This window comes from Cetobacterium sp., from assembly GCF_977044495.1.
In genome coordinates, this window is sequence record NZ_CDRRQU010000010.1 from 1 (window position 1) to 19,411 (window position 19,411).

Below are 19,411 nucleotides of genomic sequence, written 5' to 3' on the forward strand. Positions count from 1 at the left end.
GGATAGGAAGTTGCCAATCTTAAAAAATGTGCTTCTTTAGCTCAGTTGGTAGAGCGCACGACTGTTAATCGTGTTGTCGCTGGTTCGAGCCCAGCAAGAAGCGCCATTTTTTTATTTTTTGGAAATTGAGAACCTCAATTAGGAGAAAATATTTGACATGAACATTTAAATAGTGTATACTGTGTTTGAATGATGTATAAATTGAAAGAGATTCTAGTATTTAATATTTAAAGGTCTTTGCATAGGTACCTTATATTAGTTGGATTAAATGGAGATTTATTACATGAAATCAAAAATTTTTATGGAGGTATCAAATGAAAGGTACAGTTAAATGGTTCAACCAAGAAAAAGGATTCGGATTTATCACTGGTGAAGATGGAAAGGATGTATTCGCACATTTCTCTCAAATTCAAAAAGATGGATTCAAAACTCTTAATGAGGGAGAAGAAGTTACTTTTGATGTAACTGAAGGTGCAAAAGGACCTCAAGCTACAAATATTGTAGTAGCAAAGTAATTCTAAGGAGTCAATGGCTCCTTTTTTTTATAAAAATAATGCTAATTTAAAAAATATATTTTTCATTTTAGGACTCTTATGATAGAATAATTTCATATCAAACAAAACGAGGGGGAAAAATGGAGATATTAAACTTATTAATAAACTTTTTTAACGATATCCTATGGGGATATGTGTTAATAGTAATGCTACTGTTCGTAGGAGCATATTTTACCTTAAAAACAAGATTTGTTCAGTTGAGATACTTTGTTCAAATGATAAAAGTTTTAGGTGATAGTGTTGGGCATAAAGGAGGAGTTTCATCTTTTAAAGCCTTTTGTATAAGTACAGCATCAAGAGTAGGAACTGGAAATTTAGCAGGTGTGGCAATTGCAATCGCATCAGGAGGTCCTGGAGCTATATTTTGGATGTGGTTAATAGCTATTATTGGTGGTGCGTCTAGTTTTGTAGAGAGTACTTTGGCACAAATTTATAAAGTAAAGGATGGAGAAGCCTTTAGAGGTGGTCCTGCTTACTATATGGAAAAGGCACTCAACAAAAAGTGGATGGGTGTTGGATTTTCAGTATTAATATCGATAACTTTTGGATTAATATTTAATTCAGTTCAGTCAAATACAATATCATTAGCTTTTCATGAGGCACTTAAATTAGATAGAACTATAATTGGAGTTGTGTTAGCTGTTGCAACAGGAGTTATAATTTTTGGTGGAGTTCAAAGAATTGCAAATTTTAGTGCTGTAGTGGTACCAGCTATGGCAACTCTTTATATATTAGTTTCACTATACGTAATTATAACTAATATAGGGATGGTTCCAGAAATATTTAGAGATATAATTGAAAATGCTTTTGGTATTAGACAGGCAGTTGGTGGTGGAATAGGAGTTGCTGTGATGACCGGAATAAAAAGAGGGTTATTTTCTAACGAGGCTGGTATGGGATCAGCTCCAAATGCGGCTGCAACCGCAGATACCTCTCATCCTGTAAAACAGGGATTCGTACAAACGTTGGGAGTGTTTACTGACACTATATTAATTTGTACATGCACGGCTTTTATGGTTTTAATATCAGGGGCACATAAAACGGAAGGATTAACAGGGATTCAGTTGACTCAAAATGCTCTAAGTTCACAAGTTGGAGGATGGGGAAATGTTTTCATTGCCATATGTATCTTATTATTTGCCTTTAGTTCAATAATTGGAAATTATTATTATGGAGAGACAAATATAGAATTTTTAACTCCAAATAAAGCTTGGCTAAATTTATATAGAGCTGGAGTTATTGGAATGGTAATGTTTGGGTCCATAGGGGAGTTAGCTCTCGTTTGGAATATGGCAGACTTATTCATGGGGTTAATGGCAATACTAAACCTTATAGCAATATTCTTACTTGGTAAAGTTGCTTTTGAAGCTTTAAATGATTACAGTAACCAGAAGGAAAATGGATTAGATCCAAAATTTAATAAAAATGATATAGATATGCCGTATAGCGAAAGAGTTGAGTGTTGGAATTAGAGAAAAATTGTTGACTTAAATCTTAAAATACTGTACAATCTTTTATGGTAAGCCTCCATAGCTCAATTGGATAGAGCATCTGACTTCGGATCAGAGGGTTATGGGTTCGATCCCTGTTGGGGGCGCCATCAAATTATACATCTAATTTAAGATAAAAATATAAAGAGCTTAGATTTTAAAATCTAAGCTCTTTTTGAAACTAAAAATATATCGACTAATTAAAATTTTGAACTGGGAGAAAAATATGATACCAAGTTATGAAGAACTTATGTTACCACTTCTAAAAGCTATTAGAGATGAGAAAATACATTCAAATGAGGAAATAGAAAAAAGATTGGCAAATGAATTTCAACTTACAGAGGAAGAAATTCAAGAGTTTGTGTCTATTAAAAATAAAAAAAGAAAATTTTATGATAGACTTAACTGGGCTAAAACTTATTTAAAAAAAGCACAATTGATTGAAGGAACTGATAAACGTGGAGAATTTAAGATTACTAAAAGAGGATTAGAAGTGTTGGAAGAACCTCCTTTAATTTTAGATGCCAAGTATTTAAGAAAATATCCAGAATTTTTAAATTTTCAAAAAATAGGGAAAGATGACGTATCAAAAAAGAATGAATTAAAGCAAATAGATACCCCTGCTGAAGGATTGGAAAAAATTTATGAGCTTTTAAACAATGAGTTAAAGGATGAAATGTTAGAAAGATTAAAAAAGATTAATTTTTATAAGTTTGAATCCATAGTTATAGATTTAGTAGTAAAAATGGGATATGGGGGTTCTAAAATAGAGATATCTCAAAGTTTAACTAAAAAGAGTAATGATGAAGGAATAGATGGAATTATAAATGAAGATAAATTAGGGTTAGACAGAATATATTTACAGGCAAAAAGATGGAGTAATACTACAATTGGAAGACCAGAAGTACAGAAATTTGTTGGAGCGTTAGCGGGAAAAGGAGCTATTAAAGGTATTTTTATAACTACTTCAACGTTTACGAAAGAAGCAATAACTTATTGTGAAAATTTGACTTCACAGAAAATTGTATTAGTTGATGGAAATAAATTGGTTGAACTAATGGTGGAGTTCAATATAGGGTTACATACTGAACAAATTTATGAAATAAAAAGAATTGATTTGGATTATTTTTTAGAAGAATGAGGGATATTAGGAAATATCATTTTATATATAGAAATTAAAAATTTATATAATTATTATATATAGATTGCATTGTTAAAAAAGTTATGGTATTATCTTCTTAGAAAAAAGTTACAAAAATCACAAATAAACTCATATATACTTGGGATTGGCCAAGAGTTTCTACGAACTACCGTAAATAGTTCTCTATGAGGGATAAATATAATCGTTGGTAATGAGAGTATATATTCCCATGGAATTTGTATACTCTTTTTTATTTTTTACAAAATTATTTAATGGGGAGAATTTAATGAAAAAACTTACACTAATTTTAACACTCTTAACATCTACTTTAACCTTAGCTGAAAGAATAGCTATAATTGGAGCAATGGATTCTGAAATTAAAATTTTACTTTCTCAGATGAAGGATGTAAAGAAAGAGGAAAAAGCTTCTATTGCCTTTTATAAAGGGAAATTAGAAAATAAAGATGTTGTGGTTTTTAAATCTGGAATTGGAAAAGTAAATGCTGCTATGGGAACAACTATCGCTATGGAGGAATATAACGTAAATAAAATTATATTTACAGGAGTTGCTGGGGCGACTAATAATAATCTTAATATAACTGATGTAGTTATATCTGATTATTTAGTTCAACATGACTATGATACTACAGTTTTTGGAACTAAAAAAGGTGCTGTTCCTGGATCAGTGGATACAAAGTTTTCAGCTGATGAGAATTTAATTAAAATTGCAAAAAATTCTGCAGAAAAAGTCTTGGGGAAAAATAAAGTTTATATCGGTACGATTGCTACTGGGGATCAATTTATTGCTGATAAAACCACTGTTCAATCTCTAGAAACAACTTTTGGTGCATGGGCTGTTGAAATGGAGGGAGCTTCTGTAGCTCATGTTGCAAATTTATATCGGGTTCCTGTTGTTGTTATTAGATCAATATCTGATAAAGCCGACGGGAGTGCTCATATGAATTACAGTGATTTCGTTACAATAGCAGCTGATAATTCTGCTAAAATTGTAATGGATATGCTTACACAAATATAATAACAACTTGGAGGAAACAATACAATGAAAAATAAAATTTTACTTGCTCTTATACTTTTAAATTTAACATCCTTTGCTACTATTGAACCCTGCTCAGCTATCGAAAAATTGAAATTACAGGAATTGGCAAAAACTTATCCAAGAGAAAAAATTGAAAAAAGTTTAAAGGGATATAGAAATATTAGAACAGAATCTCCTGAAGCTCTTTCACACAAAGCAGTCTTGGTTGACTTAAATATAACTTCAGTAGAGATGCTTAATCGAAAAGATTACTCAACTATTACAGACTATGTTTCTGATTTTTTAGATAATAATGAAAATTCTTTAGGAAATATTTCTGATAAGAATATTTTTGAAAAGGTTTTAGTAAAGTGGAATAACACTGTTCCTGCTAAAGATGATTTTTTGCTTGAAAAATTAAATATAGCTTTGGCTAATGGACTCATAACTGGTTATAATTTAAAAAACAGTAATAGCTATGCCAACTTTGATAAAAATTTGTCTGTGAGTTATGGGCATAATGATATTATACATGCTATACAATTAATAGCTCTTTTAAAAAGTGAGGGTATTGATGCTAAAGTTCAACTAGAACCTAAAACTTCTGCATTTTTACATAATCCGAATTGGGGAGCTCCAAATTATACTCATATCATTTTAGAAGATGGAAAAATTGTAGTGACTCCTTTAGAGTATGATTTAAAATTTCAATTTGTAAATAATAAAGATAAAATTAAATTTACAAAACTTGTTGATCTTTATGCAAAAAAAGATTCTGAAAATCAAAAAGGACTAATTTATAAATCTTGGTGGCAACCATTCATACAAACAGGTAAAATTGAAGGATATCAAATGTTAATATCTCATTTAGTTAAAAATGGAGATTTTGAAGCTAATATTCTAACCCTTCCTAAAAGTTCAAAAGATTTTATTACTTTTATGAAAAAAGAATCAAATTTAAAAGTAACAACTCAAGAGATTTGGGTAAATCCAGCTTTTTATAGATTTATGGAAGGAGATTATAAATAGATTTTGAAGAGTGTTAGAAAACATTAACACTATTTTTAGATATTTATTTGCGGATTTTCAATATTATATGGTATATATATTATAAGTTTCCTCGGTTGATAATTTATTCAAGGCTAATCAACGAAAAGTTTTATTAAATTTCACCAACAGAAAAGGCTCTTTTGAGCCTTTTTTGTTTTTATCTTAAAGTTTGGCAAATAAAAAAGCCAACCATATTCAATACAGTTAGCTTTTTAACAAAAGTATCTAGAGTAGTTTCTTTTGTAGATATATTTTAATATGTTTTTTTAGAATCCACAACAATTTTTGTATGATTACTTTAAGACAGTTAAATGTTTTATTTTTTAGATTCTGTGTGATATAATGAAAAGCAATAGATAATAAGGAGTTTAAGCAAAGTGGACCTCTATGGGTTATATAAAATTGCTTATGAAAAATGGATGGAGGAAAAAATGTCAAGTGTAATACAAAGAGCTGAATTACAATCACAAATTTGGAAAATAGCAAATGATGTTCGTGGTTCAATAGATGGATGGGACTTTAAACAATATGTTTTAGGAACGCTTTTTTATAGATTTATCAGTGAAAACTTTTCTAGCTATATTGAAGCTGGGGACGATAGTTTTAGATATGCAGATTTAAGTGATGATGTTATAACGGAAGAAATTAAAGAGGATGCAATAAAAACAAAAGGATATTTTATCTATCCAAGCCAACTGTTCACCAATATTGCTAAAAACGCAAACAGTAACGAAAGTTTAAATACTGATTTAGCAGCAATATTTTCAGCCATTGAAAGCTCTGCAAATGGTTATCCCTCTGAATCAGATATCAAAGGACTGTTTGCTGATTTTGATACAACAAGCAATAGATTAGGAAATACAGTCAAAGATAAAAACAGTCGTTTAGCTGCCGTTATTAAAGGTGTTGAAGGGCTTAATTTTGGAAACTTTGAAGATAATCATATAGATTTGTTTGGTGACGCATATGAGTTTTTAATCTCTAACTACGCTGCTAATGCGGGTAAGTCGGGTGGAGAGTTCTTTACACCTCAAAGTGTATCTAAACTTATTGCGAAATTAGCGACACACAATCAAGCAACGATAAATAAAATCTATGACCCTGCTGCTGGATCAGGTTCACTGTTGCTACAAGCAAAAAAGCAATTTGATGACCATATCATTGAAGAGGGATTCTATGGACAAGAGATCAATCATACAACATATAATCTTGCACGTATGAATATGTTTTTACATAATGTAAATTATGATAAATTTGATATTAAATTAGGAAATACACTTACAGATCCAGAATTTGGAGATGAAAAGCCATTTGACGCTATTGTTTCAAATCCTCCATATTCAGTTAATTGGGTGGGGAGTGATGACCCAACTCTTATCAATGATGAGCGTTTTGCTCCTGCTGGAGTACTAGCACCAAAATCTAAAGCAGACTTTGCTTTTGTTCTTCATTGTTTAAATTATCTTTCAAGTAAAGGACGTGCTGCGATAGTTTGTTTCCCGGGAATATTCTATCGTGGTGGAGCAGAACAAAAAATTAGGAAATATTTAGTTGAAAACAATTTTGTTGAAACGGTTATATCGTTGGCACCAAATCTTTTCTTTGGTACTTCAATAGCTGTTAATATATTGATTCTTTCTAAGAGTAAAAAGGATTCTAAAACTCAATTTATAGATGCTAGTGGAGAAGATTTCTTTAAGAAAGAAACAAATAATAATATCTTAACAGAGGAGCATATTAAAGAGATTCTAAGAATATTTGATACCAAAGAGGATATTGACCATGTTTCAAAATCTGTTGATAATTCAAAAATAGCTGAAGAGGACTATAACCTTTCTGTAAATACATATGTAGAAGCAAAAGATACAAGGGAGATTATAGATATAAAGGAGTTAAATGCCAAGATAAAAGCAACAGTAAGCAATATAGATAGACTTCGTATTGAGATAGATAAGATAGTTGCAGAGATTGAGGACGAGTAATATGAGTAAATTAGAGCAACTAATCAAAGAGCTTTGCCCTGATGGAGTTGAGTATAAAACTTTGGGAGAAGTTTTTAATATTTTAGCTGGAGGAGATGTACCAAAAAAATTTTTATCTGATGTAAAAACAGAAGAATTCAATATTCCAATCTTATCTAATGGTATTGATGAAAAATCTTTATATGGTTGGACTAATGTAGGAAAAGTGGTTAAGCCTAGTCTCACAATTTCTGCTCGTGGTACAATTGGTTGGACTAGTTTTAGAGAAGAACCATTTTTTCCAATAGTTCGTTTGTTAGTTTTAACTCCTAAAATTGAATTAAACTTAAAATTTGCATATTATTTTATGAAAATGATTGAAAATGATTATAAAGTACCAACAACAGGAATTCCACAACTTACCAAACCTATGATAAACAATATTGAAATTCCCCTACCTCCATTACCAATACAAGAGGAGATTGTGCGTATTTTAGATACCTTTACAGAGCTTACAGCAGAGCTTACAATGAGAAAACAGCAATATGAATATTATAGAGAAACTCTTTTTAATTTTGAAAATAGTAGTATAAAATTTGTTCCAATGGGAGATGAAACTATTGGAAAATTTACTAGAGGATCAGGATTACAAAAAAAAGATTTTACTAATAACGGTGTTGGTTGTATTCACTATGGACAAATTTATACTTACTATGGTACCTATACTATAAAAACTAAAACTTTTGTATCAGAAGAATTTGCAAAAAAATCACGTATAGCTAGACATGGAGATTTAATAATAGCGACAACTAGCGAAAATGATGAAGATGTTTGTAAAGCTGTAGCATGGCTAGGGAATGAAGGAATTGCTATAAGTGGTGATGCGTGTTTTTATACACATAAGTTAAACCCCAAATATGTAGCTTACTTTTTTCAAACTGAACAATTTCAAAAACAAAAAAGATTATTTATTACAGGGACAAAAGTTAGACGTGTAAATGTTAGTGCTTTAGAAAAAATTCTAATCCCTCTTCCGCCTCTTGAAGAACAAGAGCGTATTGTGGATATCCTTGATAGATTTGATACTCTTGTAAATGACATTAAAACAGGATTACCAGCAGAGATAGAGGCACGACAAAAACAATATGAATACTATAGAGATAAGCTACTTACATTCAAAAAATTAGAAAGAGAAGTTTAATTTTGAAATTGAATATATATCAGGAGGAAATTATGAATAAAGTAGTAACTTTAGATTTTAAAAACAAAGTTTTCTCTATTGTTGAAAGTAGTAGAAAGAATATAATAAAAAATATAAATAATGAAATGCTAAAAGCATACTGGGAAATTGGACAAGAGATAGTAGAAGAGGAACAAAAAGGAAAACAAAAAGCTGAATATGGAAAACAGCTAATGTGTGAATTATCTAAGGATTTAACTTTAAAATATGGGAAAGGCTTCAGTAAAAGTAACTTATTTAACATGAGAAAATTTTATTTGGCTTTTCCAATTTTCCAGACAGTGTCTGGAAAATTCTCTTGGAGTCATTTTTTGGAGTTTATAAAGATAGAAGAAGTATTGGAAAGAGAGTTTTATATGACATTGTCACTTAACGAAGGATGGAGCGTAAGAGTTTTAAAAGATAGAATAAATTCAATGCTTTATCAAAGAACAGCAATTTCTAAAAGACCTGAAGAAACAATAAAAAATGATTTGATGAAATTACAAATAGAGAATAAAATGGAAACAACTTTATTCATAAGAGATCCATATATGTTAGATTTTTTAGATTTGTCAAATACTTATAGTGAAAGAGACCTAGAAAACGCAATATTGATTGAGCTTGAAAAATTTATACTAGAGTTTGGAAGTGACTTTGCTTTTTTAGCTAGACAAAAGAGAATCAAGGTTGGTCAAAATGATTATTATTTAGATTTATTATTTTACCACAGAAAAATGAGAAGGCTAGTTTTAATTGAATTAAAAATTGGGAAGTTTCAGCCACAAGATAAAGGACAGGTAGAACTTTATTTAAAATGGTTGAGTAAATATGAAAAGCAAGAGTTTGAAGAAGAACCTATTGCAATAATACTTTGTGCTAATAAAGACGAAGAAGAAGTAACTTTGTTGGATTTGGAAAAAGATAATATTCATATATCAGAGTATTGGTTAAATCTGCCACCTAAAGAAATTTTAGAAGAAAAACTCAGTATGGCTATGAAAAAATTGAGTTAAAATATTTCGATATGAATATTATAGAGATAAGTTACTTACATTCAAAAAATATGAAGTAAATAGATAAAGCTGACTTTTTGGTTAGCTTTATTTTTGTTTGTTGGAAATTTGAAAGAGAATGAGACCTTTGATTAGGGATTTAACATTGAAAAACCCTTGAAAATATGATAAAATTTTTAGATAGCAAAGTGTAATTTTGGAGGTAAAATGAAGATATATATTGCCCCTTTAGCGGGAGTTACAGATTATACATTCAGAGGAATTTTGGAGGAATATAAACCAGATTTAATGTTTACAGAGATGGTTAGTATAAATGCTTTAGAGATGGAAAATGAAAAAACTTTAAATCAAATTTTAAGAATAAGAGCTGGAGAGGGAGTTCAAATATTCGGTAAAGATGTAGAAAAGATGGTTTATAGTGCGAAATATATAACGGAAAAATTAGGTGTAAAACATATAGATGTAAATGCGGGTTGTCCAGTGAATAAGATTATAAAAAATGGCTATGGGGCAGCTCTACTAGAAGAACCAGATCAAATAAAGAGAATTTTGTGTGAAGTGAGAGAAGCTATACCAGATGATGTGAGCCTTTCTTTAAAAACACGAGTTGGTTATAAGGGCTTGAAGCAACATAGATTAGTGGGAAAAATAGCTGAAGAAGCAGGATGTAAACATATTACAATCCATGGAAGAACAAGAGAACAGATGTACAGTGGAGTTGCAAACTGGGATCTTATAAAAGAGGTTAAAGAGAGTGTCAATATTGAAGTTATAGGAAATGGAGATATTTTTACAGCTGAAGATGCTTATGAAAAGGTAAAATATTCGGGAGTGGATGGGATAATGTTAGCTAGAGGTATATGTGGGAACCCATGGCTAATAAAACAGATTAAAGAGAAGTTTGAAACTGGAGAAGTTAGAACAGAAGTTACACCAGAAATGCGGTTAGATATGGCAATTAGACATACACTTCAAGGGGAATTGGACAACCCTAATAAAAAATTTTTATTTGAACTTAGAAAGCATCTATGTTGGTATTTAAAAGGAATAAGAAATGGAGCAGCATTAAAGGGAGCTATAAATCAAATAGAAAGCTATGATGAACTAATAGAATTATTAGAAAGAGCTAAGGAAAATTTAAAATAAAGGGACGTGATTTTTTGTCAGTAGATACACCATTAATGAGCCAATATAAAGAGATAAAAAAAGAAAATAAAGATAACATCTTATTTTTTAGGTTAGGGGATTTTTATGAGATGTTTTTTGAAGATGCAGTTATAGCCTCAAAAGAGTTAGGGCTAACATTGACAAGTAGGAATAGAGAGAAGGGGATAGAGGTACCGTTAGCAGGAGTACCATATCACTCTTCAGCCGGATATATAGGTAAACTTGTGGCAAAAGGATATAAGGTTGCAATTTGTGAACAGGTAGAGGACCCCAAAAGCACAAAGGGAATCGTTAAAAGAGAAGTAGTAAGAGTTATTACTCCAGGTACAATAATAGATACTGAATATTTAGATGAAAAAAGTAATAATTACTTAATGGGAATTGTTGTAAAAAAGGAAACAATCGGTTTAACATATATTGATATAACAACTGGTGAATTTATAGCTAGTGAGAAAAAGAAAACAGAAGATTATGTGTATAGAATATTAGGGGAGATAAATAAAATATCTCCAAGAGAAGTTTTGATAGATGAGAACTCCTATGAAGAGCTAGAAAAAGAGTTAAAGCAATTTGCTCAATTGAATAAAATAAATATTAGTTCCTATCTAAAAGTGAAAAAAAGTGAAGATTTTTTGAAAAAATATTTTAAAGTTATTTCGCTGGACAGCTTCGGTTTAAATGGAAAAATTGCAGCTTCTGAAGCGGCTGCAATGGTTTTAGAGTATGTTCTAGAATTACAAAAAGGAAATGAAATACCTGTAGATAAGATAGTCTATACAGGGAGTGAGAATATAATGGAGTTAAACCTAACAACACAAAGAAATTTGGATGTTGTGGCATCAAATAGAGAAAATGGTGTATTAGGTACTTTACAATGGATTTTAGATAGTTGTAAAAGCTCCATGGGAAGTAGATTATTGAAGCATTTTTTAAAAAATCCTTCAACTGAAAAAGATACAATTCTTGAGAGACAAGAAAATATAGAGTTCTTTTATAAGAGTGTTCTTCTGAGAGAAGAGATAAGAGAAAAACTAAAAGATATATACGATATTGAAAGAATAATTGGAAAATTAATTTTAGGAAATGAAAATGCGAGAGATTTAGTGGCACTAAAAAAATCAATCTTGAATAGTTTAGAGATATACAAGGTTTTAAAAGGTAATCCGATTTTCGAGATATGTTTAGATGAGTTAATTGAAATATATAATTTGATAGAAAAAAGCATAAAAGATGAGGTTCCATTTTCTATTAGAGAAGGTGGAATAATAAAAGAGGGATATAGTGCTGAGTTAGATGAATTGCATAATATTTCTAACAATGGCAAAGATACGATTTTAGAGATTGAAAATAGGGAAAGAGAGAGAACAGGGATAAAAGGATTAAAGATAAAGTATAACAAAGTTTTTGGATACTTTATAGAAGTGACTAAAGCTAACATTCATTTGGTTCCTGAAGATTATATAAGAAAGCAAACATTGGCAAATGCTGAAAGATATATTGTTGAAGATTTAAAGATTTATGAAGAGAAAGTTCTAAATGCCAAGGATAAGATAGAAAGTTTAGAATATCATATTTTTAAAGAGATTTCTGAAAAAGTAAAAAGTTATAGGAATGAACTTCATGAGTTGGCATATAAATTAGCATATTTGGATGTTATAACAAATTTTGCTTATGTGGTGACAAAAAATAGCTATGTTAAGCCAGAGATAACAACAGAGGGAGATATAGAAATAATAGGCGGAAGACATCCAATTGTTGAGCAACTGGTAGGAAGAGAAAATTTTGTTAAGAACAGTATAGTTCTAAATAACGATAAAAATTTAATAATTTTGACAGGACCGAATATGTCAGGAAAATCTACATATATGAAACAGGTGGCTTTGATACTAATTATGGCTCATATAGGATGTTATGTTCCAGCAGAATATGCTAAAATAGGAATTGTGGATAAGATTTTTACAAGAATAGGTGCCAGTGATGATTTGGTTACTGGACAGTCCACATTTATGTTAGAAATGAGTGAAGTTGCCAATATAGTCAATAGTTCTACAAAAAATTCTTTTATTATTTTGGATGAAATAGGTAGAGGAACATCTACATTTGATGGAATTTCAATTGCGACAGCAATAACAGAATATATTCATGACAATATTGGAGCAAAGACAATCTTTGCAACACACTACCATGAATTGACTCAACTTGAATCAAAGTTGAATAAATCTGTAAATTTTAGAATTGAAGTTAAAGAGGATGAAAAAGAGATACTGTTTTTAAGAGAGATTGTAAAAGGGGGAGCTGATAAATCTTATGGAATAGAGGTTGCAAGATTAGCAGGTCTACCTAAAGAAATCTTAGATAGAGCAAAAGAGATGTTAAAAGTTCTAGAAAATAGAAAAATGATAATAGAAAAAAGAGTAAAAAAAGAACAGCTGATATTATTTGGAGATTTTAAACCCGAAACAAAAGAGGAAACTGTGAAAAAAGAGGAAGAAAATATTGTACAATTAGAAAATGAAGAGAGAATAGTATTACGTCTTTTGAGAGAGGCTGAATTGGATAAAATGACACCACTTGACGCCTTTTTAAAGTTAAATGAATTAAAACGTATTTTAAACTAGGAGGGCGCCATGAATAAAAAGAAAATAGCCTATAGAGTTATTATAGTAGCAGTATTAGTTTTGGGATACTTAAATTATTTTGGTAATGAGAAGAAGATAGAAAAAAAAGAAGATATAGTAGAAACTACTGGAGCTGTATATGATACTGAGGAGTATCATATAGAAGCTGATAAACAGAAAGATTTTTTAAAAACAAACGAAACAGTTTTTGAAAAAGCAAAAGCTGTAATTGATGGAATGATATTAACAGGAGATAATGCCTTTTTAGATGCTGGTAAAAATTTATTATTAAAATCCAATATTTTAGGAAAAAGTTTAACTGGTTGGGAATTTGAAACTCAAGAGGCAAAATACAATAAAGAAAATGGTGAGATAGAATCTACAATAGGTGTTACAGCAATCAATAAAGCCGAAGGAATAGAGGTTTCAGGTAAAAATTTTAAAAGTGATACCAAGATGGAAAATGTAGTCTTATCTGGAGATGTGAAATTCAAAACCAAGAATATGACTTTATCGGCTGAAAAAGCGAAGTATAACGATAAAGATAAGATAGTGGATATAGATGGGAATTCATTTCTATCTGGGTCAAATTTTGGAAATGAGTCGGGAGTGTTAAGTGGAAATTTTAAAGGTTTGAAGTATAATGTAAAAACAAATATATTAACTACTTCCAATTCTTTTATGCTAGATTATAATGGTATTAAGTTATATGGTGATAACTTAGTGCTAAATGATAAAACAGAGGCTTTTAAAATAAGTAAAAATGTGTATGTATTAGCAGATGGATATAAAATAGATATGGAAAGTATTACCTCAGATGGTGGAGATAATATAAGTTTTAATGGAAAGATATCAGGGACTAATGGAACTTACTCTTTTAAAGGTGACAATGGAGTTTACAATAAAGTTACTAGAAAATTTGTTTTAAAAGGTAATGTTCAAGGGACTGACAAAAGCGGTGGAAAACTTTTGACAGACATGGCAATTTATGCACTGGATACAAAAGAGCTAGAATTGATTAGCGATAAAAATACAGAGTATACAAGTCCAGAAAATAGGATTTTAACAAAAAATTTAATCTATTTAACAGAAACTGGTGAGTTGTATTTAAAGAATGGATACACATATTTCAGTGATAAATACAATAGTAAAGGAGAAAACTTTTTTTATAATAAAGTTACTGGTAAAGGGTATGTTATAAAAGGAGATATAAAAAATAATATAGAAAATCAGTATGCTTCTGGAAATAGAGTGGACTTTGATAGACAGGAAGACAGCTATTTGATAGATGGAGACGCTTATTTTGAGGATAGTAATTATATATTTGAAAGTCAAAAGATAGATTATCTGGGAAAGAAAGGTTTTGTATATTTACCAAATGAATATATTTTAAAGAGAAAAAAAGAAAAAGATACTTTTGAAGGTTTAAAAGGGGAATACAATCTAACTACGGAAGTATTCAAATCCTTTGGTCATTTTAAATATGTGAGTGTCGATAACATTGTTGAAGGAACAAACTTAAATTTTAACCAAAAAACTGGAATAGGGTCAGTAGAAAAAGATTTGGTTGCTTTTGATAGAAAAGGTGAAACTAAATTAAATTCAGTAAGTGGTGAGTTTAAAGAGAATGAGTTTGTAAAGTTAAAAGATAAGCTGGTTTTACGAAGCGGAGATATTATAGTAAATGCAAACTCTGCAGACTATCAAATAAAGGATCAAAAAATATATATTCCGGGTGAAATTGTATTTGAGGATGATGTTAAAAAAAGTACTGGGAAAATGTATAATGGAGTATATGAAGCTGATAAAAAAGTATTTACTGGTGAAAAATTTAATGGAAAAGATGTGAAGAATACATTAAAAAGTGATATAATAAAGTACTTTACTTCTCAAGGAAATTTTGTTTTGGAAAAAAATGCTGAAATTAAAGATGAGAAGACAACTTTAAGAGGAGACCGATTAGAGTACAATAAAAATACAGAAGTAGCTATTTCTCCAAAAAGATTTGAAATAGATTATAGTGATTACAATATAGTTGGAGATAAAGGAGCCTTAGATAAAAAAACTAGTCATTTAACAGGTAAAAATATACAGATAAAATCAAAGTTGAATGAGGAGTTTAGAGGTGATAAAGTGGAGGGTACCTTAGATAACATGAATTTAGATTTTACTGGAAATGTTTCTGGAAAAATTTATCAAGATGGAGTGCCTGTAAACTTTAAAGGAGATTTTGCAAGAGTGTACTTTAAAAAAGATGCTCAAGGAAAAAATCAAGTTCAGAGAGTTGAAGCTAGAAAAAATGCCGTGGTTCAGAAAGAGGGAACAACTCTTTACTCGGATTATTTGGAGATTCAACCAGAGAAAAAATTAATATTTGGAAAAGATAATACTAAAGCGGTGCTAAAAGATAAAGATGGAATAGTGACTACAGTTACTTCAAATATGATGACGGGAGATTTGAATACAGAGATTATTGATTTAGTGGGAAAAGTTGTAATTGTGAGAAAAGATAAAGATAAAGTATTAAATGCAACATCAACAAAAGCAAAGATAAAAAATAAAGATAATATAGTTGAATTAAGAGGGGATGTTGTTGTTGACGACGGTGAATCTGTAATAAAATCTGATGAAGCAGATTATAATACAAAAACTAATAAAGTAAAGGCTAGAGGAAACGTTTTTGTAGATTATAAAGTAAATGAGAAAAAAAGTATAACAAGTGCAAATCAAGTAAAATCGGGGTATAACAAAATATTGAAAAAATAAGGAGAATCTATGAGAAGTATAATCGCTCAAGGATTATGTAAAAGTTATAAAAAAAGACAGGTAGTTAAGAATGTTAGCTTAGAGGTAAAAAAAGGCGAGATTGTAGGACTTTTAGGACCTAATGGAGCGGGAAAAACTACAACATTTTACATGATAACTGGAATAGTTAAACCTGAAAAGGGTCAAGTTTTTATCAATGAAATAGATATAACAGAGTATCCAATGTATAAAAGAGCAGATATGGGAATTGGATATCTTGCACAGGAACCATCAATATTTAGAAATCTTTCTGTCGAAGACAATATACTGGCTATATTAGAGATGAAAGGATTACCAAAGGATGAGCAGATAAAAAAAATGCGAGGGCTGTTGGAAGAGTTCAAATTAACTCATGTAGCAAAATCAATGGGATATTCTCTTTCTGGAGGAGAGAGAAGAAGAGTTGAAATCGCTAGAACAATAGCTAATGATCCGGACTTTATACTATTAGATGAACCATTTGCAGGAGTTGATCCGATAGCGGTAGAGGATATACAACAAATTATTAAGTACTTAAAACAAAGAGGACTAGGAATATTGATTACAGATCATTCGGTAAGAGAAACACTATCTATAACTGAAAAAGCTTATATAATGGCTAATGGAAAAGTGTTAATAAGTGGAACTCCAGAAGAGATAGCTTCTAATCCAATGGCAAAGAAAGTATATTTAGGAGAAAACTTTAAATTAGATTAAATAAATTTTAGAAATACAGTGGAGGAAACAAGAATATGTTAACAGGTAACGAAATTAGAAGCAAATTTATAGAATTTTTCGAAAAGAAAAATCATAAGCACTTTGAGAGTGCATCACTTATCCCAGATGATCCTACTCTTTTATTAACAGTTGCTGGAATGGTTCCTTTTAAGCCATATTTTTTAGGACAGAAGGAAGCTCCAACACCAAGAGTAACAACTTATCAAAAGTGTATTAGAACCAATGACTTAGAAAATGTTGGAAGAACTGCAAGACATCATACTTTTTTTGAGATGTTGGGAAATTTCTCTTTTGGGGATTATTTCAGAGAGGAAGCGATAGTTTGGTCATGGGAATTTATAACAGAAGTTTTAAAATTAGATAAAGATAAATTATGGGTTTCAGTGTTTACAACGGATGATGAAGCGGAAAAAATTTGGATTGAAAAATGTAATTTCCCGAAAGAAAGAATCGTAAGAATGGGAGAATCTGAAAACTGGTGGGCAGCGGGACCAACAGGTTCATGTGGACCATGTTCAGAAATCCACGTCGATTTAGGACCAGCTTATGGAGGAGATGAAAATTCTAAATTAGGGGATGAGGGAACAGATAATAGATTTATTGAAATTTGGAATTTAGTTTTCACTGAGTGGAATAGAATGGAGGATGGATCGTTACAACCGCTTCCAAAGAAAAATATAGATACAGGAGCTGGACTTGAAAGAGTGGCAGCAATGGTGCAAGGTAAGTCAAATAACTTTGAAACAGATTTGTTATTTCCTATAGTTGAAGAAGCTAGTAGGCTTACAAATACAAAATATGGAGTAGAACCTGAAGTAGACTTTTCATTAAAAGTGATAACAGATCATGCAAGGGCGGTTACCTTTCTAGTTAATGATGGGGTTATACCATCTAACGAAGGAAGAGGTTATATTTTGAGAAGAATTTTAAGAAGAGCGGTAAGACATGGAAGACTTCTTGGAAGAAAAGAGTTATTTATGTATGAGATGGTGGACAAAGTCGTAGATATAATGGATGGAGCATATCCTGAGTTAAGAAAGAATCTAAAGCATATCAAAAAAGTTGTGAAGATTGAAGAGGAAAAATTCTCTAATACATTGGATCAGGGAATACAGCTTGTTATGAATGAAATAGAGGGAGTAAAGTTAAAAGGTGGAACAAAACTATCGGGAGATGTGACATTCAAACTTTATGATACTTATGGATTTCCTTATGAACTGACAGAAGAAATCTGTGAAGAAAATGGAATTGAAGTTTCAAAAGATGAATTCTTGGAAAAGATGGAAGAACAAAGAGAGAAAGCTAGATCAGCAAGAACTGTTATCATGGAAAAAGGGCAAGATAACTTTATAGAGGAGTTCTATGATAGACATGGAAAAACAGAGTTTACAGGATACTGTGATTTGATGACTCCAGCAACTCTTTTAAGTGCTAGAGAGCTAGAGAATGGTAAATATGCTCTTATTTTTGATCAAACGCCATTCTATGCAGAGTCTGGAGGACAAGAAGCTGATCAAGGTATTATAGAGGGAGAGAATTTAGTAGCAAAGGTATTGGATGTTCAAAAACAAAAAGAGATTTACACTCACATAGTTGAAATAGAAAGTGGGTTGGAAGAGTTAATCGAAGGAACGCTGTTAAATTTAACTGTGGATCCAGTTAGAAGAGAGGAGATTGCAAAAAATCATACAGCGACACATCTATTGCATCAAGCCTTAAAAGATGTACTGGGAACTCATGTTCAACAGGCAGGTTCATCTTGTGGTGCAGAGAGGCTAAGATTTGACTTTAACCACTATGAGGCATTAACACCTGAAGAACTTGAAAAAGTTGAAAAAGCAGTAAATGAAAGAATATTTATGGCTACAGCAGTGAATGCAGAAATTATGTCAATGAATGACGCAAAATCAAAAGGGGCAACAGCTTTATTTGGAGATAAGTATGGAGATGAAGTAAGAGTTGTTTCAATAGGTGATTATTCAATGGAGCTTTGCGGAGGAACTCACATAAGCAATATCAGTAAGATAGGAATTTTTAAAATAGTTTCAGAAGCTGGAGTTGCAGCAGGAGTTAGAAGAATAGAGGCTCAAACTAGTTATAGAGCATACCTAGCGGTTTTAGAAATGGAAAATACCATGAAAAGAGTTGCTAAGAACTTAAAAGTTGACTTACAAAAAGTTGAGGAAAGATCAGAGAAAGTTGTTGAAGAAGTGAGAGAGTTATCGAAGGAAGTTGATGCTCTAAAAACTAAGGTGGCGACATTTGAAGCAAATTCATTATTTGATGAGATTGAAGAGATAAATGGAGTTAAAGTTTTAGTGAAGGATTTTAAAGATAAAGAAGCAGATTCTTTAAGGGAGATTGTAGACAAGGCAAAAGATAAGTTAGGAAGCTGTGTTATCGTATTGGGATCAAATAATGAAAAAGCTATATTTGCGATTGGAGTTACAAAGGATTTAATCGGAAAAGTTAAAGCTGGAGATTTAGTGAGAGAAGCGGCTAAGATAGCTGAAGGAAATGGCGGAGGTAGACCTGATTTTGCACAGGCCGGTGGAAAGAATGGAGCAAAGGTCAAGGAAGCGCTTTCAGCTGTAAAGGAGATTTTAGTAAAAACACTATAAATGGAGGAAGATAGTT

General features: G+C 31.0%; 13 protein-coding genes, 2 tRNA genes and 1 riboswitch. All 15 genes read left to right on the forward strand.

All coding sequences use genetic code 11. From position 1 onward, the window contains the following. Window positions 1–30: 30 nt before the first annotated feature. Window positions 31–106, forward strand: a tRNA-Asn gene (locus tag ACWI69_RS03800). A 208-nt stretch (window positions 107–314) separates the two neighbouring features. Further along, on the forward strand, window positions 315–515 hold the full coding sequence (locus tag ACWI69_RS03805) for a cold-shock protein (protein ID WP_023052292.1): 201 nt from the start codon (window positions 315–317) through the stop codon (window positions 513–515). Between the two features lie 119 nt (window positions 516–634). Next, a complete protein-coding gene (locus ACWI69_RS03810) occupies window positions 635–2,026 on the forward strand; it encodes an alanine/glycine:cation symporter family protein (protein ID WP_448820523.1) in 1,392 nt (463 codons plus the stop codon). 51 nt (window positions 2,027–2,077) lie between these two features. Next, window positions 2,078–2,154: transfer RNA gene (locus tag ACWI69_RS03815), tRNA-Arg, on the forward strand. 116 nt (window positions 2,155–2,270) lie between these two features. Further along, a complete protein-coding gene (locus ACWI69_RS03820) occupies window positions 2,271–3,185 on the forward strand; it encodes a restriction endonuclease (RefSeq protein ID WP_448820524.1) in 915 nt (304 codons plus the stop codon). Window positions 3,186–3,294: 109 nt separating this feature from the next. Beyond that, window positions 3,295–3,391: riboswitch (purine riboswitch) on the forward strand. An 80-nt stretch (window positions 3,392–3,471) separates the two neighbouring features. After that, entirely contained in the window at window positions 3,472–4,221 is a 750-nt protein-coding gene (locus ACWI69_RS03825; RefSeq protein WP_448820525.1) for a 5'-methylthioadenosine/adenosylhomocysteine nucleosidase, read from the forward strand. 24 nt (window positions 4,222–4,245) lie between these two features. Continuing rightward, complete coding sequence (locus ACWI69_RS03830) at window positions 4,246–5,250, forward strand: hypothetical protein (protein WP_448820526.1); 1,005 nt, start codon at window positions 4,246–4,248, stop codon at window positions 5,248–5,250. 452 nt (window positions 5,251–5,702) lie between these two features. Then, complete coding sequence (locus ACWI69_RS03835) at window positions 5,703–7,253, forward strand: type I restriction-modification system subunit M (RefSeq protein ID WP_448820527.1); 1,551 nt, start codon at window positions 5,703–5,705, stop codon at window positions 7,251–7,253. A gap of 1 nt (window position 7,254) precedes the next feature. After that, window positions 7,255–8,433, forward strand: a complete 1,179-nt coding sequence (locus ACWI69_RS03840) for a restriction endonuclease subunit S (protein WP_448820528.1) — start codon at window positions 7,255–7,257, stop codon at window positions 8,431–8,433. Window positions 8,434–8,465: 32 nt separating this feature from the next. Beyond that, window positions 8,466–9,467, forward strand: a complete 1,002-nt coding sequence (locus tag ACWI69_RS03845) for a PDDEXK nuclease domain-containing protein (RefSeq protein ID WP_448820529.1) — start codon at window positions 8,466–8,468, stop codon at window positions 9,465–9,467. 207 nt (window positions 9,468–9,674) lie between these two features. Then, window positions 9,675–10,613: a tRNA dihydrouridine synthase DusB gene (gene dusB / locus ACWI69_RS03850; protein ID WP_448820530.1), complete on the forward strand. Its 939-nt coding sequence runs from the start codon at window positions 9,675–9,677 to the stop codon at window positions 10,611–10,613. A gap of 14 nt (window positions 10,614–10,627) precedes the next feature. After that, window positions 10,628–13,252 carry a DNA mismatch repair protein MutS gene (mutS, locus tag ACWI69_RS03855; RefSeq protein WP_448820531.1) on the forward strand — a complete coding sequence of 875 codons (2,625 nt, stop codon included), beginning with the start codon at window positions 10,628–10,630 and terminating at the stop codon, window positions 13,250–13,252. A gap of 9 nt (window positions 13,253–13,261) precedes the next feature. Beyond that, window positions 13,262–16,018, forward strand: coding sequence for an LPS export ABC transporter periplasmic protein LptC (gene lptC / locus ACWI69_RS03860; protein ID WP_448820532.1), 2,757 nt, complete (start codon window positions 13,262–13,264; stop codon window positions 16,016–16,018). Between the two features lie 9 nt (window positions 16,019–16,027). Further along, on the forward strand, window positions 16,028–16,753 hold the full coding sequence (lptB, locus tag ACWI69_RS03865) for an LPS export ABC transporter ATP-binding protein (RefSeq protein ID WP_448820533.1): 726 nt from the start codon (window positions 16,028–16,030) through the stop codon (window positions 16,751–16,753). A gap of 35 nt (window positions 16,754–16,788) precedes the next feature. Continuing rightward, window positions 16,789–19,395 (forward strand): alanine--tRNA ligase, encoded by a 2,607-nt coding sequence (gene alaS, locus ACWI69_RS03870; RefSeq protein WP_448820534.1) that lies wholly within the window; start codon window positions 16,789–16,791, stop codon window positions 19,393–19,395. The last annotated feature ends 16 nt before the right edge of the window (window positions 19,396–19,411 follow it).